We start from the raw sequence: 26,344 nt of genomic DNA on the forward strand, positions 1-26,344 counted from the left end.
GAACAAATAGTCCCACCACAGACCAAGACACCACCACCGGGCCACACCGTGCCTCCGACCATCCCGACCAGCTCGACCAGCAAACATGGGGCGTTTTCGAGACCGGCGCGAGTCGCGCCGAAGGCGGGCTCGACCGACGCGACTGACACGTGCTACTGAGTGAGGGCCAGGCTGCTGGGATCCAGAAGCACGTAAATCATCCCGGTGATGGCCAGCTCTGTGGTACCTGTTCCCTGGGGGACTTCGGTCACTAACGTGGAAATCGACACGGTTCGCTCGCCATGCTGGAGACCGGCAACGAAGTCAAAGAGATTACTCTGGGCCCCCTGAACCGACATAGTGATGGGAAGCGCGAGGTAGGCGCCATCGCTGAACGGGTTCGCCGCGGCATCGGCGGTGTTGGCAGAGTCCGCATCCGGCAGTGGCACCTCGGGCGGCACAGCGTCACCAGCACCAATCGGCGGCGCGGCCCCTGCCACGGGTTCATAGGCCACCGCGTCGCCGAGCGTCAAGGAACCAAGGGTCACGTTGTTCTGACGAGCGATGACTTCGATTTGACCGACAAACGACCCAATCGCCGCGTCGGGCGGGACAGCAGTCTGCAGCGTGCCCAGATAGGTGCGCAACTCTGCAATACCGTCAAAGTCGCGTTGCAAGCTCTCGAGGGCAATCTCGTATTCGGCGTTCTGCGACTCCACGACTTCGCGGTAGGCGGTTACCGCACGCACCTCCTCAAGCTTCGGCGCAATCCCCAAGAGTCCGCCGAGAACCACGGCCGCGCTCACAGTCAACGCCATCACTGCACCGAAGACTTGGTTTCGATTCATAATCAGTTTCCCTCGGCGACGCGATTGGCGCGAGCATCCGCGTTGATATTGATTTCAATGTCGACGACGTAGGTTCCGGATTCTGAACGCGTGATCGAACCGGGGCTGGCGTCGGCGAATCCAGGAAGCATCTTCAGATTGGTCAGCCATTGCGGCACCGCCGGCAATGACGGGCTGGTCAGGGTGAGGGTGAGGGTAGCCACGCGCGGGTTGTGCAGGGCGACGGTACTTTGGGCGAAGTCCTCCCACGGTGAGCCGGAATCAATCGCCAATGCATCGATGGTGACCGCGCTGGGCAAAATCACCCGCACGTCAGCCAGATAGGCTCGCCAGTCGATTTCCGATCCGGTGGCGACCGATCGGGCGGCCCCCGTCAGGTCTATCTGTGCCTGCACGCTTCGCACCTGCGAATACTTTGCAGATTCCAGAAGTAACTCGTTGGTGCGTACCTCAGCGTGCGCGAGATCGGTCTGGGCAACCCGGGCTTGCACGGAGACCGCTCCGATCGATGCCGCCATGAAGAAGACGACTCCAGCGGATGCGACCAGAATGATCTGGCGTAGCATTTTGCCCTTGCGCTTCGCTCTGAGTTCAGGGGGCAGCAGATTAGCTCGCGGCTCGCCGCCGTAAATCAGCTCACGCCGATTGCTGCGGTGCTTCATGCTTTGCTCCCCAGGGCCAACCCGAGAGCTGCGACAAAGGTGCACTCCGAGTCAGACAATTGGGCCCGGTCCACATCGGGGCCTAATTCCAAACCGGCGAAGGGCTGAGCCATCGCGACCGGAAAGCCGGTGAGATCGCGCAGCGCGGCGGAAAATCCGCTCAGCCGAGAACCGCCACCCATGAGCACAATACGATCGATCGGCAGCTCCGGCCAATTGTTGGTAAAGTACTGCACCGTGTTGCGCAGGCTTTCGAGCAGTTCCGCCGTGACCTCGCGAATGACCGTGGCAGCGATCGCGTCGTGCGGTGCTACTACGCCCGTCAGACCGAGCATCATTTTGAACACCTCCGCTGCCTCCTCATCGATACCGAGCCGCACGCGCAGAGCCTTCGTCAGCTGGTTGCCTCCGGCGGGAATGACCCGAACAAACTGCGGCACACCGTTCGACGAAATCAACACGCTCGATGAGCCACCACCAATATCGATCTGAGCAATCACGCCGGGAGCGGTGGCCCCGCGATGGAGGGCGCGGCTGCGCGCAAAGGCCATAATGTCAACGTTGATGCTGCGCAGCCCAGCGAGTTTTGCGGCCTTGATGTGCGCCTGCACGACGTCCTTCGTCGCAGCGATCAAGAGGCCGGAAACTTGCGGCTCTGACTCGCCCTCACCGTCGACCTCCTTTATGGGGTAGAAGTCGAGCAGGGCTTCGGCAGTCGGGAACGACAGCAGGTCCTGCACCTGAAAGGGCAACGACTCGCGAATACGTCGCAGCGACATTTTGGGTACGGTCAGGTTTCGCACCACCATGCGGTGATAGCCCATTCCGAGTACAACGTCTTTGCTCGTGAACCCGCCGGTCGACCAGAGACGTTTGAGAGCAGCGCCGACGACGACCGGTTCGAGCACCTCGCCGCGGCTGACTGCACCGAATGGCAGTCGATGCTCATGGCAGCGCAGCAAAACGGGATTCTCCGTTTCGGCGTCGCGCACCTCGACGGCCCGCACGGCGGTGGTGCCGATATCGATTCCGACCACACGTGTAGTCATTGTTGTTCCCCCCGTGAAATATGAGTGTGCAAGATTGTTTCCGTGCAAGCGCAAAGGTCTAGGTGAGGCCGAACAGCGTCAGGTAGCCGGCCGCTATCGATTGACCGAACAAAGCACCGAGCCAGGCGGCCAGGAGCATCCACGGGCCAAACGGAATGCTGCTGCGCCGCCCGGCTTTGCGACTTACCAGCAACCCGATTCCGAAGAGCCCTCCGAGCAGAAACGCCCCGAATGCGCCCACGATCAGCGGCGCCCAGCCGAGCCAACCGAGGTAGAGACCGAGAACACCGGCGAGTTTCACATCGCCAAGCCCCATGCCGCCCGGGCTGATCAGAGCCAGCGCGAGATAGAGGCCGAACAGGGCGGCCGCACCGATCAGGGCGCTCAGCAGACGGCCCGGTTCTCCAGCGACGAGAGCGGCCGCGGTCAGCAGCACGGCACCCACCGGATAGGCCGGGAGCAGAATTCTATTGGGCAGGGTGTGCGTGTCGAGGTCGATCATGGCCAGTGCGACGCTCACTGCAGCAAGGTACAGAAACGCGGCGAGCACGATGATCTGGGCGAGGAATGGGCTGGTCCATACGAGGACGGCATCATCGCCGGCGATCCGGTCGGGGCCCGCGAACACCCACAGCGCAACGACCGCGAAGAACACGCCCGTGCCCAGTTCCACCAGTGGGTAGCGCGCCGAAATGGCAGCCCCGCAGTCGCGGCATTTTGCCCGCAGCAGCAACCACGACAGCACGGGAACGTTGTCATACGGGCGGATGCTCGCACCGCAGTTTCCGCAGGCACTCGGCGGCGACACGATGGACTTGCCTGCCGGTACCCGATAAATGACGACATTAAGGAAGGAGCCGATGAGGAGACCGAATAGGCCCGCGATCACCACGGTCACCGTCGTCATTTCGGCACCTTCGAACGGTTGCGGCTGGACAGGAGTGTCCAGTCTGTGGAGGGGCCGACCGAATCGTTCACGGCTGCGGGAAACAGTTCAGTGCCGGGGATACCCATGGGCACGAAGTGGATGCGGCTATCGTCATCGTCGATGTCGACCTTGCCGGCATAAAGCTGCCCACGCCACTGAACGTCGTTCAGCTCAATCTCACATGGTGTGTAGACCATCACGGAGATTTCGCCGGAAATTTTCGCCTTGTCCCCAATCGTGAAGTCGGCGTCGCACTCGTCATCGTCATCGTCATCGTCGTGTCTCTGATTGCTGTCATCGTGCCAGTCATCGCCATTGTTCCAATCATCTTCGGGGATAAGAAACCAGATTTTATGACGATCTCCATTGTGGGATTCAAGGTCAAGTTCGTCAATTTGCGTGTCTGGAAGAATAAATGCGATGTCTGTCCTGACCTCCAGGGTGAGCTTGTCGAGGTCGACCGCGTCACATCGACGCAGGTCCACCACGGTAGGCACAGTAAGGTTTTCCCAACTGTCGCGGTTAATCCAGCAGTCCCCGGAGAGCAGCTCAAACCCCGCGTCCCTGAAGTCCTCCAAATCGTAGTGGAATGCTACCCAGTCACCTGCCTGAGCAGTCTGAGGACGGGGCACGTCCGATACGTTCTGGCTCAGCCTTCCACCGATGTCGGCCTGGGAACTCTTGTACAACGTCCCCGCTAGGACGACATCGCCAGTCACTTTTCCTTGGATCAAAGTTTGATCATCGCTGGAGTTCGTCAGGTCGCCGCTGACTAGCCCGTTGGACTTGACCTCAATGCTGTCATTGCCGTGAACATTGCCAGAGACCGCGACGTGATTCCAGACAACAATGTTTCCCAATGCATCCACATTTCCGTCGACGGAACAGGACTGACTAGGACCAGTCGTCACGTTGCCGGCGACTCTGAGGTCGGCCTGAACTGTTCCATTTTTCGAGCAGGCGAAATCTCCGTTCAAGACTCGAATATCGGTCGGTTCGCCGGTGGTAACGCTCCAACCGTCGACATCCAGGTCCTCAGAGGAAGTGATGACAGAACCGAGGTTGTTAGTTGCTCCTGATGGTGTGATGTCGTAGATTTCCTCGACCGTGCGCGCGTGATTCACTGTGCCTGCCGTCGACTCGCCCTGAGACACAATTCGCACTTTCGTCTCATCCACAGCCCCTGTCGGGCAGCTTGGACTCCACTCGTCGGTCAGTGTCGATACTTCTACTCGGTACGCCGGCACGGAGTCTCCCTCGCTCGCTATCACCCCGCCGCTCGGGCATACCGCACCTATGTTCTGCAAACTAGCCAAGGCTACGGCTATACCAGCTTCGGCGGCGGCCTGGGCCTGCACGCCGGCGCGAGTTGAGGTGGTGATGGTCAACGCTTGTAGGGATGACGAGGTCACGGTGAGAGTGATGATCAGGAGGACCGCCATCACACCGATGACGGCCATGAGGGCGCTGCCGCGTTCACCGCTCTCGCGACTTAGTCTGCGAAACATGTTCCCTCGTTGCTGCTTGGTGCTCGTTGTGTGACGGCGGTTTGCACTGCGATCGGCGCTTCTCCGCCGACAGCGAACGACAGCTCGACTGATGGATCGGAGTACGCGAAGACGTCGATTTTGTCAGCTGAACCTGCTGGCTTGATCTGGATAATTCCCTGCCCCTGAATGGACCAAACCTCTAGGTCGGTGGGCGCAGTCATGCTGATTGGTGTGTCGCCAGTGTCGATTGTATAGATGGCGTCGGCGGTCCCACCCGTGAAGTACCAAGCGCGGCAGGACGAGTCAAGCGTGTCACCCATTCCTGTCGTTCTGACGATGAGGAGGTTGTGGACGTCGTTCACGCGAACCTCGGTGGCATTTCGCACGTCGCGTTTGATCGACTCGGCGATCAGCTGCGCGGTGTTGGCGCCTTCCGTGGAAGAGACCACGTCGCGCTGGGCACGCACCGCGTTGAGTAAAAAGCCACTGACGAGGGACACGACCAACACCGACAAGCTGACGTAGATGATCAATTCGACAAGAGTGAAGCCAGTTTCGGCACGGCTGGGACCGACGCGAAGAGGCGTGCTCACTCCGTTACCAGGATGAGCGTGACCGCTTCGGCCAGAACCTCGTTTGTCGCGGCGTCCTTGATAGTGCTCGTGTACGACACAGTCGTGGGTAAATCCTCGGCACACGTGAAAGAAGCGGCCCACTTGCCATTCACGGTGAATGCGTCATCGTCGGGAGCATCCGCTGAGGAATTGGAACCACAGCCCGGATGTGACGCGCGGGCACGGTCGAGGTCGGCGCTGAGCAGCTGCGTAGCCGTGGCGATCGACGCGTTGACCCTGGACACCTGTAGGGATTGCACGAGCACGGGCAGAAAGGCCATGGCCATGAGGCTGAGCAGAAACATCGAAACGATGACCTCGATGATTCCGAAGCCGTCCTCAAACTTGGTCAGTTGCCTCCGCCGAGTTGCATTCATCGCCGGGCGCTTCGCGAGGCGCCCGCTTATGCGCTCGGCTTGGCTGAGGTGGAATCAGTGATTGTGTAGGAAATCGCCGTTTCGAGCCATTTTCCAACAATCGAAAAAGTGTCTCCCCCGCTCCCGACGGTACCACTGACGGGAATTTCCTCGCTGCTTGAGTAAGAGGCGAGGGGTGCCACAGCCTCGCCCCCATTGAGCGCCGCGATTGCTGTAGTCACGGTGTAGCCACCCTCCGTTATGGCCAGAGCAACTGCGGTCTTGGCCTGCGTAACCTGAGCCTTCACAGCATTTTCCTTCGCGGTGGTCTGCTGGTTGAGGTAGATCGGAACTGCGATTGCGGCGAGAACCCCAAGAATAACCACGACGACGAGAAGCTCGATGAGCGTGAAGCCTTTGTCCTTGCGGCCAAGGGTCAAACGTTTACTGCGTAAAATGGACATGATAGGGCTCATGGTTGGTTCCTTTTCGTGGCGTCTCTGGGAGCAGTACTGTGCGGCTGTTCATACTTCAACCTAGGTTCTACCCCCGGTGAAGTAACTGGGTTATTAGGGTTTACCTACCCCCAGATATAGTGCAGCCCCAACTGGGGTGGACTATTCGACATAGTCGAATACGTTGAACATCGGCAGGTAAAGAGCGACAACCATCCCTCCGACGATGATGCCGATCACGGCGATCATCAGGGGTTCGATCAGGGCGGTGAGTTGCTGGGTGGTTGCCTGCACTTCCTGGTCGTAGAACTCGGCGATCTTGCGCAGCATCTGTTCGAGCGCGCCGGCATCCTCTCCCACGGCGATCATCTGGGTGACCATGGCCGGGAACACCGGTTCGAGGGCGAGTGGGCCGGCAATCGACCGGCCTCGACTCACCGATTCCTGCACTTTGTGCAACGCTTCTTCGATGACCCAGTTGCCTGAGGTCTCCCCGACAATCTTCAGGGAACCCAGAATGGGCACGCCAGCGCCGATCATGGTGGCGAAGTTGCGACTGAACCGGGCTATCGCGAGCTTAGCGAGCACAGGGCCGACTACTGGCAGTTTGAGCTTGAGTGGATCGACCACGCGTCGCACGCGCTCGGTGTGCCGATTTTTGCCCCACCACAGCCACGCCAGAACCACGCCCACGATCAGCACCGGGGCGACCCAGAGCATAATGTTGGAGAGGTGCACGAGCACCTGGGTCGCGATCGGAAGCTGACCGCCGAGCTGTTGAAACATGTCCTCAAACACGGGCACGATGAAGATGAGCATGCCCACGACAGCGAGTACCGCCATGATCATTACGATCATCGGGTAGGCCAAGGCCGACTTGATCGTGTCATGCAGGCGCACCTCGGTCTCGAAGTTGTCGGCAATGGAATTGAGGGAATCCTCAAGAAAACCACCGATCTCACCGGCACGCACGAGATTGATCATGATCGGTGGAAAGACCTGGTCGTGCTTGTCGAAGGCATGGGACAGTGACATGCCCGTTTCGACGTCGCTGCGAATGACCGAAAGCACCCGTGCGAGGCGGCGATTCTCGGTCTGCTCCGAGAGAATGATCAGGGTGCGCAACAGTGAGAGGCCGGCCGCGGTCATGGTCGCCATCTGGCGACTCATCACGGCCAGATCGGCGAGCCCGACCGGCCTGGTGTACCCGGGCAGGTGCAGATCCATATTGAGACCACGAATCGGGCGGGCCGGAACGATCGAGATGGGCGACAGCCCCATGGCGCGCAGCTGTTGCAGGGCGGCACGCTCCGATCCGGCATCCATGCGCCCCTTGACGACCTTGTTGTCGTCGTCCCGACCCGAATAGGCGAAGGAGAGTTCAGCGGCCATTAGCGCCTTCCGGGGGAGAACGAGTCATTGAAGTCGATCTCGGCCAGGCTCAGGTCGCCGAGCGATGGGTCGGTCGGATCGATCTGGTGCACGAGCTGCTTGAGCACCGCGATATCCTGGGCCTTCTCCTCCGCTGCCTGTCGCGTGATCAGGCGCGCATCGACGAGCTCGGCGAGGTGCTGATCCATGGTGTGCATGCCGAGCGCGCGCCCCGATTGCAGCGCGGATCCGATCTGGTGGGTCTTGCCCTCCCGAATCAGGTTGGCTATGGCGGGCGTTGAAACCAGGATCTCGGTGGCCACCGCCCGTCCACCCCCCACCTTGCGCACCAGCGTCTGACAGAGTACCCCGCGCAGGGTCGCGGCGAGTTGCGCCCGCACCTGCGCCTGCTGGTGGGCGGGAAAAACGTCGATAATGCGGTCGATGGTTTGGGCGGCATCCTGGGTGTGCAGAGTCGAGAAAACCAGGTGGCCCGTTTCGGCGGCGGTCAGCGCGACCGAGATGGTCTCGAGGTCGCGCAGCTCACCGATCAGAATGACGTCGGGGTCCTGCCGCAGCACGTGTTTGAGTGCCGTGGCGAAACTGTGCGTGTCCTGCCCGACTTCACGCTGACTGATCACGCATTTCTTGGACTCGTGCACGAATTCAATCGGGTCTTCGACCGTGACAATGTGATCGGTGCGGGTGCTGTTGACGAGGTCGACGATGGCCGCGAGCGTGGTCGTTTTGCCCGAACCGGTCGGGCCGGTGACGAGCACAAGGCCTCGTGGCAGATGCGCAAACCGCGAAACGGATGCCGGCACGCCCAGTTCGCCCAGCGACCTGATTTCATTGGGAATCAACCGAAAGGCGCCGCTGACCGAGCCACGCTGCTGATAGAAATTGACGCGAAAGCGAAACGATTCGATTGTGTACGCAAAGTCAAGTTCCAGTTCGCGCGCGAACTCCTCCCGCTGCTCGGGCGAGAGGATGCTACCGAGGGCCGCCGCGACCTTGCCCGGCGACCAGCGCGCCCAGCCGACGATGGGCCGCACGGCGCCATCGATACGCACGCTCGGCGGCGCACCGCCGGCCACGTGCAGGTCTGACCCGCCCGCGACCGTGACCAGGCGCAGTGCGGCGAGCAAGTCGGGGTCGAGATTGGTGGCCGGTGGCGCGGTCGTGGATAGTTCGTCGATGGGTGGGTCGGTGGCCGCTGGCTCGCCGAACTCACGTTCGCTGGACAGGGCGCGCATGGCGTGCAGGATGCGACCCGTTGGGGTGGGGTCTGCGGTGCTGTCGCCGCTGGGCATCCGGTCGTAATCGGGTTGGCTCATTACAAGTGCCCTCCCGCTGCTCTAGGAGACAACGCGAAGTATCTCATCCACCGAAGTCAGGCCGAGGGCGACCTTAGCCCAGCCGTCTTCACGCATCGTGATCATGCCCTGCTTGCGTGCGGCGGCCCCGATCTGGGCGCTCGAAGCGTGCGAGACGGTGAGCCGCTCGATCTCTTCGGACACCGTCATGACCTCGTGAATGCCGAGTCGACCGCGGTATCCCGTCTGCGAGCAGCTCGAGCATCCGGTCGATTTGTAGATCACGGTACCAGTGGTGGTGGGGTCGATCGCCGGCCCGATCTCGGGCCGGATGGTGGAGCGGTTCGAGACGTAGCCCACGGTGGGGTTGACCACGAAACCCAGATAGGCCAAGTCGGTGCGATTGTCCGGTATCTTGCAACGGTCGCAGAGCCGACGGGCGAGGCGCTGAGCCACCACACAATCCAGGGCCGATCCCACGAGAAACGGTTCAACGCCCATTTCGATCAGCCGAGTCATGGCGCTCGGCGCATCGTTGGTATGCAGGGTCGACAGCACGAGGTGACCGGTGAGCGAGGCCTCGATCGCAATTTTCGCGGTCTCCTGGTCGCGGATCTCGCCGAGTAGCACCACGTCGGGGTCTGAGCGCAGAATCGAGCGCAGGGCGACAGCGAAAGTGAGGCCGGCCTTGCGGTTCACCTGCACCTGATTTACCCCGGGCATGCGGTACTCCACCGGGTCCTCAACCGTGATCACGTTGATTTCGGGCCGCGAGATGGCGTGCAGCGTCGTGTAGAGCGTGGTCGACTTGCCCGACCCGGTGGGGCCGGTGACCAGGATCATTCCGTACGGCTTGGTGTACGCCATTTCGAACTCGTTGAAGTTGTCGGTGAGCAGATTGAGGCCGCTCATCTTCATCGACGAGGTGGCATTATCGAGAATACGCAGCACCACCTTCTCACCCCAGACCGTGGGCAGAATGGCGACGCGCAGATCGACCGTGCGGCCGTTGTGGCGCACCGACATGCGACCGTCCTGCGGTTTGCGGCGCTCGGCGATATCGAGATCGCTCATGATCTTGATGCGCGAGATGACGCCACCGGCGATCGTCGATGGCGCCTTCTGCATGTCGTGCAGCACGCCGTCAATGCGGTAGCGCACCCGCAGCCCACCTTCGCCGGGTTCGATGTGAATGTCGGAGGCCTTGTCTTGAATCGCCTGGTTGACCAGCAGGTTGACGAAGCGCACGATCGGTGCCGCGTCATCCGCTTCTGTATAAGTTGAGGTCTCGTCGACATCGTCGCTCTCGGCCGTGAGGGTGGAGCTGAGGTCGATCAGTTCACTGTCGGCGCGGTGGTAGCGGGCGATGGCCGCTTGCAGGTCGGACGGTTCAACCACGACCGGGGTGACCCGCATGCGGGCGGCTTCGCGCACGTCATCGACGGCGAACACGTCGCCGGGATTGACCATGGCCACCACGAGACGGCCGTCTTCGAAGGCGATGGGCAGCACGTTGGCGCGGCGGCAAACGGCGGCCGGCACCTTGGCCACGGCGAGCCGGTCGACAGGATAATCCAGCAGCTCAACGAAGGGCAGATTCTTCTGCTCGGCGCGCGCCTGGGCGAACTGCAGCTCGGTGATCGTGCCTGCGTCGACCAGGCTGCGCACAGCGGCCTCATCGGCGCGGTCGCTCCGGCGCCCGGTGTCGAGGTCCTCGATCGGAAGCAGGCCGTGCACGATCAGAATTTCGGTCAGGCTGGTCACGAACGCGCTCCCCCGGGATACCACCTGGTATGTCACCACGCAGTCCGTGCACTTTGCACAGAACAGATGTCGACACAACGGTAGATTTTTAGGCTAACCACGGGCAAAACAGCTGGACAGCCCCATTGCACGGGGCGCTCATTCGGGGGTGACGCGACCGGAACTCCCCTGGTTCACCAGCTAGCGAGGGCGAAGGCGATGAACGCGACCGCAGCAACAAGAGCGAGCAGTGTGCTCGCAATAATCACGACCAGCGTGATCCGACGTCGACGACGGATACCCGCCGCGGCTCGCTGACGAATCTCGGCCGCCGCCTCGGCCAGGGCGATCCGGGCCGGATCGGGCGCGATCGGCTCCGACCCGGCTGCGCGTTGTGCTGGCACGACGATGACCGGAACCGGCCTGGCCTGGTAGCGCACGCTCGCGCCGCTCTGCACCTGCGGCGGCTGGTAGCGACGCTGCAGATCGTCGACGACCGGCGTGGTCGCCGGCGGGGTCGCCCGTCGACTGCTCAGGAGAGTGTCGCTCGCTGCGCCGCCACGGGACGACCGCACGGTTGCCTCGTCGTCGTCTACCGGGGCGACGGCAGGATCCACGGCCGCGGAGCGAGCGTGCCGGGCACGTGCCACGATGCTGGTGTGTTCGTCAGCGGTGCATTGCACGATGCGCGTGTCGTCATTTTCCGTGCGCTGCACGATTATGGTGTCGTCGTTGTCCACGCGCTGCACGATCACCGTGTCGTCATCATCGTCACTTGCGTCGGCGTCAGCGGGCACATCAGCGGGCAGCATTGCGAGCCACCCGTTGTACCGGACGGGTGTCCTCGGTTTGAGTATCGATGGTCTGGGCGTGGTCTTCCTCGATCGCGACACCGTGCCAGGAGCTGACTCCGCCGGCGACGACGTCGATAACGATCACCGACACGTTGTCGCGACCGCCGTGCTCGAGGGCACCGGCGAGCAGCAGGTCCGCGGTCTGCTGGGTGCTGCCGCCGAGCGTCAGGCTGGCCTTGATGCTCTCCTCAGCGAGTTCGCCGTGGAGTCCATCGGAGCAGACCAGCAGCCGTTCGCCGGTCACGACCGGACGCAGCCAGTAGTCGGTCGGGCTGCTGTCGGCACCCATAGCCCGGGTGATCACATTCTTGCGGGCGAAGGTGGCGACATCCGCTTTCAGCAGTGTTCCCTCGTCAATGAGTTCCTGCGCGAGGGAATGGTCGACGGTGAGCTGGCTGAGCTCGCCGCCGTGCAACCGGTAGACCCGGGAGTCTCCGACGTTCACGATGAGCCACTGCGGGGCATCGTCGTGATCGATCAGGACGAGGCCGGTGAGGGTGCTGCCGGCGCCACGCCCGGTCGCGTCCGACACCACGCGCACAGCAGCGTGGGCGCGCTCCACGGCGGCCACGACGTGTTCGGCGAGTAGCCCGGGGCGCGCGACGCAGCTCTGGAATTCGGTGATGACGGCGGAACTGGCCCGATAGCCGGCTTCGAGGCCGCCCATGCCGTCGGCGACGATGAATACCGGGGATGCGGCCAGCAGCGAGTCTTCGTTCTGCTGACGCTTGCGGCCGACATCGGTGCGAAAGCCGTACTGCAGTGAGACCTGGGCACTCGTTGGCTGGGCGGCGAGATGGGTCATGTTCAGTCCTCCAGGTAGATGCGGACCGCGAGCTCCCCCAGTAAAAACCGCTCCGTCAGCGACGCGCTCGCGCCCGCATCGAGCTCGCTTTCGTCGCCGGCGCCATCGATAAACACGATGCCGTTGGTCGACTGCAGGTCGCGAATGCCCCAAGCCCCGTCAACGAAGTCGAGGCGGGCGTGGGTCTTCGACACGGTCTTACCTGGGTCTTGCAGCAAAACCAATTGTGCATCCGGATGTGCGCTGCCACGCGCAGGGTTGCGTCCGAGCAGCACGACCGGTTTGGTGAGCGAGACTTTCAGGCCGTGCTCGGTTTCAAGCGTCCATGGCTTTATTCGGCGTACGACGATCATGGTCTCGTCGAGGTCGTCCTCGTCCTCGGTCTCGGTCTCGGTCCGGGCCTCGGCGAGGTCAGCGGCGCTCACTGCGGGGATCGGGACGGGGATCGGGACGGGCGGAGCTACCGGTGCGGGAGCAACCGGGGCGGCAGCAACCGGGGCCGCCTGGACGACTGGTGCTGGCCGTGCCCACGCGTTCGTCGCGGCGACCACTGGAGCCGGCGAGACAGCGGGCGGCGGGGCATCGAGGGGCGGGACGGCGAGGGACGCGGCATCCGGTTCGACCGGGTGCACGAGCGCGGCGGGAATGACCGGCGGCGCAGCAAGCGGTGCAGGCGCTACAAATGGAGCAGGCGGGGCAACCGGCGCTACAAATGGAGTAGGCGGAGCAACCATGGCTGGCGGAGCTGTGACGATTGGGGGCTCGACCGGGGACGTCGTCGGCAACCTCACGTAGAACGGCGGCGGGCCCGTGGGCAGGCCACGCACGACCGGCGGCGTGGGCGTGGCCGGCGAAGTGGACAGCACGCTCGGCAGGTCCGCGGCTGTGGACGCGGCCGGAACGACGGGTGCGGCCGACAGCGGCGGTGCGACCAGCAGCAACGCCGGCACCGGAACGGGAAACCCAGTCGCGACCGCGCTGGACGGCGCTTCGGACTGGCGAACGGGTTCCGGCGCCCGGGGCGGGGCGGCCGGCACGGTCGGCACCGCTGGAACCGGCGACACCGGCGACGCAGCTGGAACGGGCACCACCGGAATGGGCGACGCACTCGGCGCAGCCGGGCCGGACAGCGGCGGCACCGGGGTGAACGGAACGTACCCGGTAGCGGCCGGTACCGGCAGCCAGCCGGTGTTGACGGACTTGCCGAACCCGAGCACGCCGGCCCAGATGGGAAAGGCGACCAGGTAGAGCAGCGTGAATCCGCCGCCGCGGCCGAGCCGTCGGTTGACGTTGTTGACCGCCAGAATGAAGACGATGAAGGCACCGATGTCAATGACCGGAATGAACAATCCCACGACCCACAGGGCCGAATACCGCCCCAGCTCAAACAGGGTGATGGTGTTAACGATCGGCACCCACGCCTTCCAGGCCTGCTCGCCAAGTTTCACGAAGACCTTGCCGAGGGCGATCGACGTAAACACGTACAGACCGAGACCGAGTAGCACGGCCACCACGACGACGGCGATGATCGCTCCAGATGTTGATTCATCCATTTATGATTTGCGGCCGCTGGTGCGCGGTCGCTCCCCCATTCTGCTGATGTCGCGCCGGTTGGGGCGCACTGTGGTGACGTCTAATCGAACTGTGCCGCGCCTGTGGTGTCGAAATCTAAACGATCGGCCGGCATCCGCCAGTCGAGAGAAGGAACGCAGCGAGAGGGCGGCACGCCAGCGGTCGCGCCTGGTGCCGCTCGCGGCCAGTCCGGCCCGCTCAGCGGAGACGAGCGCCCAGAAGGCATCGCTGTCGCTGATGACCGGGGGCACCTCGCCGAACACGGCCCGGTCGGCCAGTGCCGCGAGCACCCCACCGCCGGCCGACTGGTAATGCCTCGCGATCTCGACCCGGGTCATGCTGCCCTGGTCGGCGAGTCCGCGGTCGACGGCAGCATCGACGTATTCGTCCCAGCCTCCGGCGAACCGTGCAGACACGTCCGGCGCCCTCGCCCGGTCCCGGCGTCGCTTCATCTTGGCGCCCAGAATGACCATGAACGGTGTGCTCACCACGAGTAAGGCGGCAAGGCTGATGCCGCCGATCTTCAGGGCCGCGAACAGCCAGGCCAGGTCGATGCCGGTGACCGGTTCTTCTTCCTGCTGATCTTCGCCGCTGGTCGGGTTAGCCTCGGGGGCTTGCCGTTCGGTGGCTCCCTCGGGCAACACCTCGGTGTTGTACTGCGGGTCGCGGGTGGCATCGTCGATCGGCGAGAGTGGGTTCTGAAACTGCGGGGTCGCGTCCACGGTGATCCAGCTTTCACCGCCTCCGGCCACTTCTACCCACGCTGCGAGATTCCGGCCCGCGCAGACACCATCTACGCAGGCACCGGGTGCGCCAGAAACCGCGTCGGCCTCGGCGAGGCTGAATCCCAGCACCACGCGGGATTCAAACCCGAGGTACTGGGCCAGCAGTGCGGTCGCCACGGCGAACTGTTCGTCATCGCCGACGGCGGCGACCAGCTGGGAATTCTCGGTCGAGGTGGTGTTGTTCTGCTTCTCCAGCAGGGCGGTGAACAATGCGTCGATGCGCGCGACCGAGTGGCCGGACAGGCTCGGCGAGAACTGGTAATCGCCGAGGTCAGCGGTCCAGGACTCTGCCGTTGGCGTGGTCAGTGCGTGGCTGAGATAGCCGCGCTCCCGCAGCCGGCTGACGAGTTCGGCCAGACCGGCACCATCGCTGCTGACCTCCTGCGCGGTGACCCAATCGCCGAGGCTCGCCGGAATGAGCGACACATCGATCAGCCGGGACGCAGCGGCCGGGCGGGCGAGACCGGCCAGATCCGTCGCATCCGCTTCGCGCGGGGAAACGATCGTGTAACGCTCACCGGTTTCGAGGGCGTTCAGCTGAATACCGGAAGCCGTCCCCGTGTTGTAGAAGAACCCGTCGCTCAGTTCTGCCGCGCGTTCACCGGCAAAGCGGATGCTCGTCAGCGCCTCGGTCCCCGGCATCCAAACGCCCTGATACCCACTGATCGCAAAGGTCGTCACGCCGCCGCTGGCCGAACCGCGGCTGTGGGGCACCCGGGCAAAGGCGGTGTCCTGGTTGCTCGCGCCCGACCGCGGGTCGACGACCCGAAAAACCTCCCCGTCATAGTGGCTGAGCACGGCCAGGCGCACCCGGCTCGCCGGCTCGCCGGAATCGACAGGCGTTACAGTGAACAGTTCCTCGTCATACCGCTCCGCGCTGAAGTAGCTGCGGTACTGGCTGAGCGGGCTGACGTATTCGCGCAGCTCGACGGCCGGGTCGATGCTGCTGCGTAACACCTCGCGGGACGGAGTCGACGCGAGCATCGATAGCCCGCCGAGCGACACTCCGACGGCGAGTACAAGCACGCCGAAGGCCAGAGCGCCGCGGCGTACGCGTCCGCCGAGGCCGCCGGGTGTGCGCCGCACACCGGTCGTGCGGGCCGCCAAATTGAGGGCTTCGCTGCGGGCGAGGTGGGTGCGCCAGGCCAGAAAGCCGAAGTCGAGCAGTAGTGCGGCCAGGCCGATCAAGGTCTCCCGCGGTGCCGGAACGGTGAACCCGGCGACCGCCAACGGCTCACTCTCGGCGGTCGACCCAAACACCAGCCCGAACAGTTGCACGGCGAAGATCAGGGGAACGGCGATGGCGTAGCGCCGGCCGCCGCACCAGGCGAGCGACAGGGCCGCGGTGGTACCACCGAGGAACAGCACGAAGGCCGGAACGAGCAAGGTCTGGTATGACCCGACCGGCAGCGAAATGGTGACGAGTTCCTTCCAGCTGAACACTGTGGCGGTGACCAGGTCGAGCAGGCCGCCGAGCGCGTTAGACGCGCTCGATAGGGCCGACGGCACTGCGAGCGGAACCCCTAGCAGCAGGTATGCGCCGAGGATGGCCAGCAGCAGGCTGAACCAGGACCAGCCACGGGCGCGAGCAAGCCAGGCCAGTAGAATGCCCGCTGCGATCGCTCCGGCTGCCATGAGCAGGTAGGCACTGTCCTGGTAGATCGGCCAAGCCGCCCAGACGGCGACCAGCAGCATCAGCACCACAAACAATGCGTTGATCGTGAGCGACTGTCGCTGGCTGGGTGCGCGGCGCGGCCGACGCGGGGGAAGACCGCCGCCCGTGGCGGTTGCAGCCCGTTCTGCGGGCGCGCTCATGTGGCCCGCCTGCTCAGCAGGGAACGAAAGTCGTCGAGCACGCCGATGGTCAGCACGCTCGTACCGGCCAGGTCGCGAAAGCTCGGTTGAGCGGCGGGGTTGCACAGCACGGCGACGACCTGCACGTTGCCGGCGAATTTGAGGGTGAGCGCCTGCAGCCGCCGGGCGGTCATGGTGCCGCCGCACACCACGAATGCGATCGACATATCAGGCACCACCTGGGCTGCGAGCACACATACGTCTTCAACGTTCATGGCGTGCGCGCTGGTCTCGATGGCGGCGAGGTCGTCGAGCAGGGTGCGCGTCGACACGACACTCAAACTCCGCACCGAGCGGATGCTGCTGCGCACGATATCGGGAATCTCTTCGCTCGCCACGACGGCCAGGTCCCGGCCGTCGCGAATGGCACGCACGCCGAGCGAACCGGTGGCGCTGACCGCCATCTCGAACTCGTCCTCGGAGGCGTATTCCGCCTTGTTCAGGCTCAGCACGATCGCGAGGCGCGAACGCCGGCTCTCCTCGAACTGGCGCACCATGAGCTTGCCGGTCTTGGCGGTGGACTTCCAGTGGATGTGCCGCTGCCCGTCGCCGGGGGCATACTCCCGAATGGCGTGAAACGAGATGTCGGAGTCGACGATGTCACTCGTCGGGTTGCCCTCAAGGTCGCGCACGAATCCGGCGCTCGTGCTCGGAATCGACACCGTCACGGGATGCACGAACAGACGATTCACGTCGGCCCAGGCCACTTCGCGGCCGAGCACGCCGAGCGGGTCGCTGCGCACGGTCGTGACCGGGCCCACGTCGATGACGCCGCGGCGGTAGGCGGGAACGCGAACGTGTTCCTGGTGCACCTGACCAGCGCGCAGCAGTGGCACGTAGACATCCGCCAGCCCCTGGCCGATCGGAACGTCAACGCGCCCGGGCAGCTCAATCCGCTTGGAGATATTTGTCACGGTGAGGGTGCCGAGTACCTCGGAGCCGGCGACGACCCGGTCCACCGGCAGCGTGAAGTCGACGCTGTAGGCGCGGCCACCGGCCAGAAACGGCAGTGAAATGAGCATGAGGGCGACCGCCACCCAGCCAGTCACGATCAGTTCGGTCCAGCCGAAGACCAGGCCGAGCGGCAACAACACGATCGCGGCCGTGACGACGACCCAGCCAGCCGGCGTGACCGTTTCGCCGACCCAGTCGACGGATGCCCGCACACCAATTCGCACAGCGCGTGAGAGGCGCATCCAGAGCACGACCGCGCCCACGAGGGTCAACGTTGTTGACCTATTCGTGCGCCCTGCGTAGTTGGTATGCGTTGTGGCATACCGGGTGTGCGTTGCAGACCTGGTCTGGGTGCTCGTGCGCGCCAGATTTGATGTCTGGGATCGCCGCGATTCGGTGTGAAAGCTCACGCCAGGTCGCTCCGACTGGGCGGTAGGACGTCGAGCAGAATCTGGCCGATGACGGCACTCGCGGTGACGCCGTCGAACTCAGCTTCCGGGTCGAGCACCATGCGGTGCGCAAGCACCTGCTCGGCCAGGGCTTTGACGTCGTCGGGGGTGACGAAGGTGCGGCCATGCGCGACGGCCCAAGTCTTGGCGGCCTTGGTGAGGGCGCGGGCACCGCGCACGCTGACGCCCATGCGCACCTGGCTGGCATCGCGGGTGGCCTCTACCAGGCGTCCGATGTAGTCGTAGACGAGAGGGTTCACGAACACTGTGCGGGCGATGTCGCTCATGCTGACGAGCGCCTGTGGCGTGATGACCGGTGCAAGATCGTGCCGAACATCGGCGGTACCCTCGAGAATGCGAATGGTCGCGGCGAGGTCGGGGTAGCCGAGTGAGGCTTTCATCATGAAGCGGTCGAGCTGGGCTTCGGGCAGCCGGTAGGTGCCGGCCTGTTCGATCGGGTTCTGGGTGGCGATGACGAGAAATGGCACACCGGTGGAGCGGGTGACACCATCGATGGTGACGTTTCCCTCTTCCATCGCCTCGAGCAACGCCGACTGGGTTTTCGGGCTGGCCCGGTTGATCTCGTCGGCGAGCACGACGTTGGCGAAGATCGGGCCGCTGTGAAACTCGAACTCGCCGGTCTTCTGGTCGTACACGGTGATGCCGGTCACGTCGCCCGGCAGTAGGTCGGGGGTGAACTGAATTCGGCTCGAGACTCCCTGCACGGTCTGCGACATGGCGCGGGCCAGCGAGGTTTTGCCGGTGCCTGGGTAATCTTCGAGCAGCAGGTGGCCCTCGCTGACCATCGCGGTGAAGGCGAGTTCAATCACGTGGCGCTTGCCGAGGACAACCTGTTCCACGTTGTCGACCATCATCGTGAAGGTCGCGGCAAACCATTCTGACTGTTCAGTGGTGATTGTCATGTCTACAGCTCTTTCAGTGTGGCGAGGTCTAGGTGGTCGGTGCGGATGCTGCGCTACAGCCGATGGGACCGGCCAGGGTTCCAGAGACGGTGGGGAGGTTGACGGTGGCGGGGGCGGTCCAGTTGATGGTCCACTGAACCTTTTGGGTCTGCTTCGCGTCTCCGGGAACGTTCTTGTCACCGTTCACCCACATTCGACCACCGTTCGGGTTGGCGACGTCGTACTGCGCTGCGGTGACATTGGCGGAGGGAAGGCCGTCAGACGTGCCGTTGACGACGACCTCGAGAATGTCGCCCATGATGCAGCCCGGCGTCGCCAGATCGGTTACGGCGTACTTGACCTGCCACGCTTGGCCGGCATCCGCTGCCGTCACGGCCGACCAGTCGCTGCAGAGTGTGGAGTCGGTCTCCGTGCAGTACCGCACGCGAATTCCAGGGTCGGCGCCGAAGACGATCGACCCGGTGACGGCATCGAAGTTCTCGAAGTCGGCCTCGAAGTCAGCCGGCACGGTCGACGACGATGTGGGCGCCGTGAGCAGGTACTGGCCATTGGCCGGCGCTGCAATGGCGTAGGTGTACTTCCCCGTGCCAGGCGCAGCCGGCCGCTCCCAGGTGGTGATCCCCCCGGCATTGGCCGTGGTGACCCCATAGCCGTTGGAGTAGCACACCGTCACGAAGTACTTCGTGTGCTTGGTCAACCCATCGATTGCCGGGTCTTCTGAAGTGGCCGCGGCACCGGCCGAGACCAATCCGGCCGCGGTCAGGGTGCAGGTCGCGCCCTCGGCGAGCGAGGCGACGTAGAGCACGTCCTCAGGCAGGACGCTGAAATTCTTGTCGAGTTTCGCGTTCGCCACGTTGATCGAGCGGTTCTGCGCGGTCAAATCACCGGGGTGGGTGATGGCGGGCGAACCGGCCACCAGCACCGTTTGCGAGGTGGTCTGCTCGGTCGGGCCGTTGCCCGCCGGCTGGTCGTCGCGGCTGAGCGGGGTCACCGTGATGGTCTGCGGGCCCACGCCGAGCGCGAGGGTGAGTTCGGTCGTTCCGGTACCGGGCGTCGCAACCCGTTGTTCGGTGCCGTTCACGCTGTAGCGGTTGGTGGATCGGTCGTTGTTCTCCATGGTCACGGTGACGGCGCCGATCTCGGCACTCGTGGTGCCCTCCTCGAAGACCGGCTCGGTGGTGAGTCGGCCCATGCCGGGGGTGTCATAGGACCAGGCTGTGACGCTGACGCCGGAGCGGGACTCGCCGACGGCGTTCACCGCCTTCGCTTCGTAGAGGTCCTTCTGACCGTTCTCGGTCGTGCGAATGACGCCGCAGTCACCCGACTCGTCGCAACGCCCGACCGATGCACCGTTGCGGTACAGCGCGAATCCGGTCAGCGCCGGGTAGGCGGCATTGGCACCGCCGGGGCTGACGGCGAGGGTGATCGACGCGTCGCCGTAGGCGATCTGGGTGACCGAGTTCGGCGCCTTGGGATAGCCCTGCAGATCGACCGTGATCGAACCGGTGCGGCTGCCGGCGCTGAGCTTCCCCTGGGCATCCTGCACCACGAAACTGGCCTGGCAGACCCCGCCGGCGGTATCACTCGACCAGGAGGCTCGCACGCTGCGGGTGTTCTCCACCGCGAAGGAGACGCCGACGCAGGTGCTCGGCGCTGCGACCGACACCAGCACGAGCGGGGTATTGCGGTACAAGTTGACCTCGCCGGGCACGCCGACGACCGTGACCTGGCAGCTTGAGCCGGAGGACTGCGAACAGCTCGTCGCCACGGTGCCGCCCTTGGGCAGCTCGCTCGGCGCCGGACCGACCTTGAGCACGAGCAGGGCCGGCTCGGCGTCGCGGTGGCTGGCGAGGCTCACCTTTACAGCGGCCTCACGGCCGGAAACGGCGTTATCCGCTACGGAGATCGTGAGAATGGCGCCGTCCTGCGACACGCTGAACTGGTCGGAGGTGATCTCGGTCGAAAAGGTCAGCGCCGGAACCGCTCCCTTACCCTGCCAGTCGACCATGTGGCTCAGGTCGTAGCGAATCGCGTCGGCGCCTGGGCTTTGAGTCAGCGCCGCCGGACGAAGGGTCGGCTGCGGGTCGAGGGGTTCAACGACGACCGGAACGACCAGTTGGGTGTAGTCCTCCTGACCGTCGATGCGCACCGGAACGGTGCAGGAGTCGGTCCAGGGGGCATCGGATCCGGCCGTGTAGGTGACGCTCGTTCCGCCCTCAAAAGTGCAGCTCGCATTCACGCGTTCCCCCGACGAACGAATGCCGGCGCGATCCAGTTGCAGCTCGGTCCCGGCCGGAATCGATACCAGGCTGGTCAGGTCGAAGGTGACGGCGGCGTCTTCGCGCACGTTCTGTTCGACATTTCCCTGTTTGAGCGCGAGGATGATGGCATCCGCTGAAGGAATGCGCAGGAACCCGTAGGTGGTGACTTCGACACCCTGAAAATTGAGGCCGGTCAGCGAGAACGGGGCGAGAAGTCCCTCGTCAGGAACGTCACCGCTGATCTTCCAGCCGGAGATTGTGAGGCCGGGATGGTCGCCCCACAGTGCGAGGGTCAGACCCCCGACGTCGCCGGACTTCCAGGAGACCTTGTCGGTGACGACGTCGATGCCCGTGGGGAACGAGTCGCGGTCATCGAGGGCGACGGTGGTGTCGATGACGATGGGAAAATCTGGAACGGAGGCGCGCACCACCTTAACGACGATGAGGCCCTGGCCGACGTCTTCGTTCGCATTGGCGACGGAGTAGACGAAGGTGAGTAGTCCGGGCTCGTCGCCGGCAGTGAAGACCACCTGATTGTCAGTGACCCGCTCGATGCGCTGTTGCAGGGCGTCATATTCGAGCGAGTCGGCCGGGGCGTCGGGCGTGACTCCGGTCAAAGTGAGGCGACCGCCGCCGGGTTCGATGTCGTTGGCGGCGGGGTGCACAATCACCTGGCTGTCGGTACCGACCTGCACCTCGACGTAGTCGCTGAACGTGATCGGGCTCGGATTGGAGCGCTGGTCGAGCACACCAACGCGTACCAGGGCGATGCCGGTGGCGCCGCTGGTGTCGCGCACCCGGTATTGGAATTCGATGGCACCGCTGTAGTCGAGCGGGCTCGAATAAACGATGGCGTCGCCAGTGGCGTTGATCGAGGCGGTTCCGCGAGCCGGCTGGGTGAGTACCCGGTCGAGCACGACGGTGTCGCCGTTGGGGTCGACGCCGAAGCTGTCGAAGGGAATCTCGGTGCTCTCCCCCGACAACACCCGGCCGTAAAGGGTATGCGGCTGTGGAGCCGTGTTGTCGCCGTCGGCGAGCACCTCGATCGAGACGACGGCCGAATCGATGAGTTCGGGGGCGCCGGCGACATAGACGCTGTAGCCCAGTTCGTAGCTTCCAGGCTGGTCCGGCGCGAGGTAGCGCAGTTCGGCTCCGGCCGCGAAGGCGAGGCCTTGTCGCTCGCGGTTCTGCACCGACTCGGGGTCGAGCATGACGATGTTGCCGTCGGGCGCCACGTCGTTGGCGAGCACGGGAATGTCGATCTGGGCGCCGACCCGCACCGATACGCTGTCGTTCCTGGCGATCGGCGCCTGCGGAACTGAAGCCGGAAGCAGGTAGACGGTCGCCTCGCCGCGCACTGTGTATAGGGGGTTTTCGGTGCCGTCAGAGACTGTGTAGCGCACGGTGCCGAGCTTGCCCGGCCGTTCGTCGGCGGTCGAGCCGCGCACGCGCAGCACATTCTGACCGACCACGTCAACGCTGAGGGACGCACCGAACACTGTGTCGGGAATGGCTTCACCGAGCAGCAGTACCCGACTGGCCGGATTGGAGACGGCGGTGAAGACGTCGACGCTCGTGTCGGCCTTGGGGCGCACGAAAACGGTCACCGGGGAGGTGGTGAGGGCCTGCGCATCTGCTGGGACCACCGAAATGCGCACGAGCGAGACGACTTCGCTCGCGTCGTCGGCGATGGTGAGGCTGACCGTGTAGTTGCCGGGCGTGGTGGCGACGAAGTCGAACGAGGTTCCGTTGGCGGTGATACCGACCGTGACTCCCGCGGAGCTGGTCGGGGTGGTCGCCGATTCGATGCGGTACAGGCCGGCTGCGCTGGAGACATACTCGGCCGGGCTGACCGTGAGGCGCTCGTTCACCGAGGCGAGCAGTGCGAACGGTTCGACGGTGAGCTGAGGGGTCGGCGTGACCGTGATCGTGAGCACTTTCTCGGCCGTGGCACCGTGAATGTCTGAGACGCGCACCAGAATGGTGGCCGCTTGCGCGGTCTGGTCGGCCGCGTTGGGGTGTTTGTAGACGAGCACACCGGCCGGCGTCACGCTGACCGAGCCGACGTCGGTCGTGTTCAGAACGGATGCGACGAAAATCGGATCCCCGTCTGGATCGACCCAGCCGGGCAGCACCGGAACGGTGACCGTACCGCCGGGTTGCACCTCGGGGCTCGGCCAGTCGTGCAGGCAGCCCTCGGTGCCGCACCATACCGGTGCGGCGTTCACGTCGTCGCCGTGCACGGTCAGGGTGACTGTCGCCGTCGACGAGTTGAGTCCGTCGGCACGGGATCCGTCGGTGACGGCGTAGCTGAACGTGGCTGACTCTCGGGCGTCGGCCGCGACCTGCACGGCGATGGCCTGGTTCTGGTCAGTAACGCTGATGGTGCCCCAAGACGGGTCGAGTCCGGTGACCGAGGCCGGGACCACGGTCAGCACGTCGTCGTTGGCGTCGTGGTCGTTGAGCAGCACCGGCAGCAGGGCAAGCTGGCCGTTGCGCACCCCGAAGGCGTCGGGCACGGCGACGGGAGGCTTGGGTTCGACGATCTCTGAAGCTTCCTGCACGTCGTCCTGGCGCTGCGGCTCTTCGACGGCGGCGAGGGTCCAGTCCTGCGAACTGGCAACCAGGGCGCCGTCGGGAACGGTCCACACCCATCCGCTCTGGATGTCGTTGAGAATCATGAGAGAGTCGTTGGCCCGAAACACGGGGGCTGCGTCGCCGTTCGGTGTGGCCGTGCCGTAGCTGAGCGTCGTTTCTCCGGCGCTCTCGCTGAACAGGGTGCCGCCGGTGCCGCCGGACGGCAGCCACGCTGCATAACGGTCGCCGTGGAACGGGGTCGGCGCGGCCGGGGCACCGAGTACAGTTTCGGAATCGCCGACCAGCTCGGTGCGGGCACCGTCATCTAGGGCGAAGGAGACCAGGCCGGTCTGGTCGGCCACGAGCAGGCCGTCGGCACTACGCGGGGCGTCGGCGCCACCGCTCGGGCGCTGCAATACGGCCAGCTCGCTCAGGTTCGTCTCGACCGGTTCGTTCCGGCCGGCCAGCCAAAGTTCGTCGCCGGCCACGCCGAGCAGCGCCCAGGTATCGCCGACGACGCTCAGCTGGGTGCCTGGCTCGGTCGGACCGTCGGTGACGGTGTCATCACCCAGAATTTCGTCGTCCACAATGGAATAGCTCAGAACGCTGCTTGCCGCGCTGGAATAGCTGTAGAGCACGCCGTCGGGGGTGATCGCAACGGCATCGGAGACGTAGGAGCGGGCGGTTTCGCCCTCGATGACCTCGTCATCGGCGTAGGGGTTGACCGGGCGCGGGGATTCGGCCGCACCGACCGCCCCGACGAACACCGCTCCGGTGCTCGTGAGGTAGCCGACCCAGGCCCCCGATGAGACGACGGTGCGGGTGCCGGCCGGGGTCACGTCGTAGTCGGCGGCGTCGTCGCCGAGGTCGATCGGCGCCGCGAGGCTCACGTCGACGACTTTTTCGTTGTTCTGCGCGTAGAGCAGCACGGTCGCGTCGGTCTGCACCAATTCGCTCGGCGCCGGCACGGTTTTCACGGTATCCAACTCGAGCAGGTCGGTGTTGATACGGGCGTACCGGTTGCCGTCGCCGCTCTGCAGTGCCCAGATCGAGCTCGCGTGCACCGGCGTCTGCTTCACATCGAAACCATCAACGACGATGGCCACTGTGGCCAGCAGCGCGCCGATCGCGGTGACCGCGGCGATCCGCACTATGCCGCGGCGCTTCGGGGAGAGGGCTCGCAGCCGACCGCGCGCCCACTTGCCGGCCATCAGATCAGCCCCACGAGAAAGAGGGTGCCGACCGTGACGCCTCCGCCAACAACGACAGCCCCGACCAGGAGCAGCGCGAGGGTGAGCGGCGAGATTCGTGCGCGGCGCGGCTCATCCACGTCGGTCAGGGTGCCTTCGCGGGTTTGCGAAGCCGGGCGGCGGGTGAGGCGGCCGGGGCGCAGCGTGGGAATGATCACGTCAGAGTTGACCGCGCCGCGGGCTTCCCTGTTGTTGAAGTCCACCGGGGCTCCGGCCTCAGCCCAGGCCGCGTCGGCCACCTCGAGCGCTGTGATCGGCAGTCCGAGATCGCGCTGCATGCGCTGCAGGTCGTGCGCACATTCGAGCAGGCTCGCCTGGCGGGCGCCAGGGTCGCGACTCATCATGCGGGCGAGAATCGTTTCGAGGGCTGGGGAAACATCCGCTCGCCCGATGCTCGTGTATTTGGCGCGGTGGATGCGTTGCTTCAGTTGCGTGCGCGACCCGTTAGAGCCGGCCGGCAGCTCGAACGGGGCCCGGTCGGCCAGCAGTGAGTACAGGGTGGCGCCGAAGGACCAGACCTCGGTAGCGATCGAGCCGGTCGTGCGTTCGTCGACGACCTCAGGGGCGCTCCACGGCAGGGACATGGCGAACAGCTCATTGCGGGCGCCCCCGACGAGCGAAGCTGCGATGCCGAAGTCGCCGAGCACCGGGCCGCCGAAGGTCGTGGTGAGGATGTTGGAGGGTTTGATATCGCGGTGCAGCACCTTGGAACGGTGTGCCGTCTCGAGCGCACAGGCGATCTTCACCGCGACGCCCAGCACCGTTGCCACGGGCAGCGGCTCCGCGCGCTCGCGCGACGAGTACGAGCCAGGGCAGAATTCCATCACCAGATACGGGCGGCCGTCGGCGGAGATACTCGCGTTGTAGACGGTGAGAATTGACGGATGCGAGCTGAGCCGCGCCATGACATCCGCTTCGGCGTTGAAGGAGCGCAGCACGTCGTCGTCGACGATGTCTTGAAGCAGCACCTTCACGGCCACTGAACGGCGCGGCATGTTCTGCTCGAACAGAAAAACGTCGGCGAATCCGCCGGTGCCAAGCGGGCGAACATAGCTGTAGCCCGACAAAACGGGCGGAGCAGAAGGAAGCCGCCTGCCCATTACTCCCCCGACCTGCATTGTTCCTGTGGTGCGTCTTTGTTTTTACTCGCAAAGACTCAGCTGGTCTCGCAATCAAGCCTAACCACGGCGCCCGACCCCGTCACCCACACGGGGATATAATACACCCCCAAAATGGGGGTGTATCACTA

Annotated in this window: 19 protein-coding genes; all 19 read right to left on the bottom strand. The window is 64.5% G+C overall.

The window, feature by feature from the left end; genetic code table 11:
- Positions 1-152: 152 nt before the first annotated feature.
- A complete protein-coding gene (locus CXY73_RS08475; protein ID WP_104177448.1) occupies positions 153-827 on the bottom strand; it encodes a hypothetical protein in 675 nt (224 codons plus the stop codon).
- A 2-nt stretch (positions 828-829) separates the two neighbouring features.
- Positions 830-1,489 carry a hypothetical protein gene (locus CXY73_RS08480; protein WP_104135363.1) on the bottom strand — a complete coding sequence of 220 codons (660 nt, stop codon included), beginning with the start codon at positions 1,487-1,489 and terminating at the stop codon, positions 830-832.
- Positions 1,486-2,538, bottom strand: a complete 1,053-nt coding sequence (gene pilM / locus CXY73_RS08485) for a type IV pilus assembly protein PilM (protein ID WP_104177449.1) — start codon at positions 2,536-2,538, stop codon at positions 1,486-1,488. The genes CXY73_RS08480 and pilM overlap by 4 nt, the downstream gene beginning before the upstream one ends.
- A gap of 58 nt (positions 2,539-2,596) precedes the next feature.
- Positions 2,597-3,445, bottom strand: coding sequence for an A24 family peptidase (locus CXY73_RS08490; protein ID WP_104135361.1), 849 nt, complete (start codon positions 3,443-3,445; stop codon positions 2,597-2,599).
- Positions 3,442-4,926, bottom strand: coding sequence for a polymer-forming cytoskeletal protein (locus tag CXY73_RS08495; protein WP_104177450.1), 1,485 nt, complete (start codon positions 4,924-4,926; stop codon positions 3,442-3,444). Before CXY73_RS08495 ends, CXY73_RS08490 begins: the two co-directional genes overlap by 4 nt.
- Before the next feature lie 32 nt (positions 4,927-4,958).
- On the bottom strand, positions 4,959-5,549 hold the full coding sequence (locus CXY73_RS08500; RefSeq protein WP_104177451.1) for a hypothetical protein: 591 nt from the start codon (positions 5,547-5,549) through the stop codon (positions 4,959-4,961).
- The gene (locus CXY73_RS08505; protein ID WP_104135358.1) at positions 5,546-5,947 is read right to left on the bottom strand and encodes a type II secretion system protein J; all 402 of its coding nucleotides are present in this window, start codon (positions 5,945-5,947) and stop codon (positions 5,546-5,548) included. Before CXY73_RS08505 ends, CXY73_RS08500 begins: the two co-directional genes overlap by 4 nt.
- A 26-nt stretch (positions 5,948-5,973) precedes the next feature.
- Positions 5,974-6,402, bottom strand: a complete 429-nt coding sequence (locus tag CXY73_RS23305; RefSeq protein ID WP_304481828.1) for a prepilin-type N-terminal cleavage/methylation domain-containing protein — start codon at positions 6,400-6,402, stop codon at positions 5,974-5,976.
- Positions 6,403-6,543: 141 nt separating this feature from the next.
- Positions 6,544-7,773 carry a type II secretion system F family protein gene (locus CXY73_RS08515; RefSeq protein WP_158254075.1) on the bottom strand — a complete coding sequence of 410 codons (1,230 nt, stop codon included), beginning with the start codon at positions 7,771-7,773 and terminating at the stop codon, positions 6,544-6,546.
- The gene (locus CXY73_RS08520; protein WP_304529280.1) at positions 7,773-9,089 is read right to left on the bottom strand and encodes a type IV pilus twitching motility protein PilT; all 1,317 of its coding nucleotides are present in this window, start codon (positions 9,087-9,089) and stop codon (positions 7,773-7,775) included. Before CXY73_RS08520 ends, CXY73_RS08515 begins: the two co-directional genes overlap by 1 nt.
- Before the next feature lie 21 nt (positions 9,090-9,110).
- Positions 9,111-10,832: a GspE/PulE family protein gene (locus tag CXY73_RS08525; RefSeq protein WP_104177452.1), complete on the bottom strand. Its 1,722-nt coding sequence runs from the start codon at positions 10,830-10,832 to the stop codon at positions 9,111-9,113.
- Positions 10,833-11,005: 173 nt separating this feature from the next.
- The gene (locus tag CXY73_RS08530) at positions 11,006-11,623 is read right to left on the bottom strand and encodes a hypothetical protein (RefSeq protein WP_104177453.1); all 618 of its coding nucleotides are present in this window, start codon (positions 11,621-11,623) and stop codon (positions 11,006-11,008) included.
- Positions 11,610-12,470 (bottom strand): PP2C family serine/threonine-protein phosphatase, encoded by an 861-nt coding sequence (locus tag CXY73_RS08535; protein WP_104177454.1) that lies wholly within the window; start codon positions 12,468-12,470, stop codon positions 11,610-11,612. Before CXY73_RS08535 ends, CXY73_RS08530 begins: the two co-directional genes overlap by 14 nt.
- 2 nt (positions 12,471-12,472) lie before the next feature.
- Complete coding sequence (locus tag CXY73_RS08540) at positions 12,473-14,023, bottom strand: DUF5684 domain-containing protein (protein WP_104177455.1); 1,551 nt, start codon at positions 14,021-14,023, stop codon at positions 12,473-12,475.
- Positions 14,024-16,642, bottom strand: coding sequence for a transglutaminase domain-containing protein (locus tag CXY73_RS08545; protein ID WP_104177456.1), 2,619 nt, complete (start codon positions 16,640-16,642; stop codon positions 14,024-14,026).
- Positions 16,639-17,898 (bottom strand): DUF58 domain-containing protein, encoded by a 1,260-nt coding sequence (locus tag CXY73_RS08550; protein WP_233198233.1) that lies wholly within the window; start codon positions 17,896-17,898, stop codon positions 16,639-16,641. Before CXY73_RS08550 ends, CXY73_RS08545 begins: the two co-directional genes overlap by 4 nt.
- Before the next feature lie 143 nt (positions 17,899-18,041).
- The gene (locus CXY73_RS08555; protein ID WP_104135351.1) at positions 18,042-19,007 is read right to left on the bottom strand and encodes a MoxR family ATPase; all 966 of its coding nucleotides are present in this window, start codon (positions 19,005-19,007) and stop codon (positions 18,042-18,044) included.
- A 28-nt stretch (positions 19,008-19,035) separates the two neighbouring features.
- The gene (locus tag CXY73_RS08560) at positions 19,036-25,056 is read right to left on the bottom strand and encodes an Ig-like domain-containing protein (protein WP_104177457.1); all 6,021 of its coding nucleotides are present in this window, start codon (positions 25,054-25,056) and stop codon (positions 19,036-19,038) included.
- Complete coding sequence (locus CXY73_RS08565) at positions 25,056-26,195, bottom strand: serine/threonine-protein kinase (protein ID WP_104177458.1); 1,140 nt, start codon at positions 26,193-26,195, stop codon at positions 25,056-25,058. The genes CXY73_RS08560 and CXY73_RS08565 overlap by 1 nt, the downstream gene beginning before the upstream one ends.
- Positions 26,196-26,344: the final 149 nt, after the last annotated feature.

Origin of the sequence: Cryobacterium sp. Y50, assembly GCF_002929805.1 — a bacterium.
In the GTDB taxonomy this organism is placed as follows: Bacteria; Actinomycetota; Actinomycetes; order Actinomycetales; family Microbacteriaceae; genus Cryobacterium.

Bases quoted from the DNA above. Each gene is read 5' to 3' on its own strand.
- CXY73_RS08475 (WP_104177448.1), bottom strand. From the start codon at position 827: ATGAATCGAAACCAAGTCTTCGGTGCAGTGATGGCGTTGACTGTGAGC.
- CXY73_RS08480 (WP_104135363.1), bottom strand. From the start codon at position 1,489: ATGAAGCACCGCAGCAATCGGCGTGAGCTGATTTACGGCGGCGAGCCG.
- pilM (WP_104177449.1), bottom strand. From the start codon at position 2,538: ATGACTACACGTGTGGTCGGAATCGATATCGGCACCACCGCCGTGCGG.
- CXY73_RS08490 (WP_104135361.1), bottom strand. From the start codon at position 3,445: ATGACGACGGTGACCGTGGTGATCGCGGGCCTATTCGGTCTCCTCATC.
- CXY73_RS08495 (WP_104177450.1), bottom strand. From the start codon at position 4,926: ATGGCCGTCATCGGTGTGATGGCGGTCCTCCTGATCATCACTCTCACC.
- CXY73_RS08505 (WP_104135358.1), bottom strand. From the start codon at position 5,947: ATGAATGCAACTCGGCGGAGGCAACTGACCAAGTTTGAGGACGGCTTC.
- CXY73_RS23305 (WP_304481828.1), bottom strand. From the start codon at position 6,402: ATGAGCCCTATCATGTCCATTTTACGCAGTAAACGTTTGACCCTTGGC.
- CXY73_RS08515 (WP_158254075.1), bottom strand. From the start codon at position 7,773: ATGGCCGCTGAACTCTCCTTCGCCTATTCGGGTCGGGACGACGACAAC.
- CXY73_RS08520 (WP_304529280.1), bottom strand. From the start codon at position 9,089: ATGAGCCAACCCGATTACGACCGGATGCCCAGCGGCGACAGCACCGCA.
- CXY73_RS08530 (WP_104177453.1), bottom strand. From the start codon at position 11,623: ATGCTGCCCGCTGATGTGCCCGCTGACGCCGACGCAAGTGACGATGAT.
- CXY73_RS08535 (WP_104177454.1), bottom strand. From the start codon at position 12,470: ATGACCCATCTCGCCGCCCAGCCAACGAGTGCCCAGGTCTCACTGCAG.
- CXY73_RS08540 (WP_104177455.1), bottom strand. From the start codon at position 14,023: ATGGATGAATCAACATCTGGAGCGATCATCGCCGTCGTCGTGGTGGCC.
- CXY73_RS08545 (WP_104177456.1), bottom strand. From the start codon at position 16,642: ATGAGCGCGCCCGCAGAACGGGCTGCAACCGCCACGGGCGGCGGTCTT.
- CXY73_RS08555 (WP_104135351.1), bottom strand. From the start codon at position 19,007: ATGACAATCACCACTGAACAGTCAGAATGGTTTGCCGCGACCTTCACG.
- CXY73_RS08560 (WP_104177457.1), bottom strand. From the start codon at position 25,056: ATGGCCGGCAAGTGGGCGCGCGGTCGGCTGCGAGCCCTCTCCCCGAAG.
- CXY73_RS08565 (WP_104177458.1), bottom strand. From the start codon at position 26,195: ATGGGCAGGCGGCTTCCTTCTGCTCCGCCCGTTTTGTCGGGCTACAGC.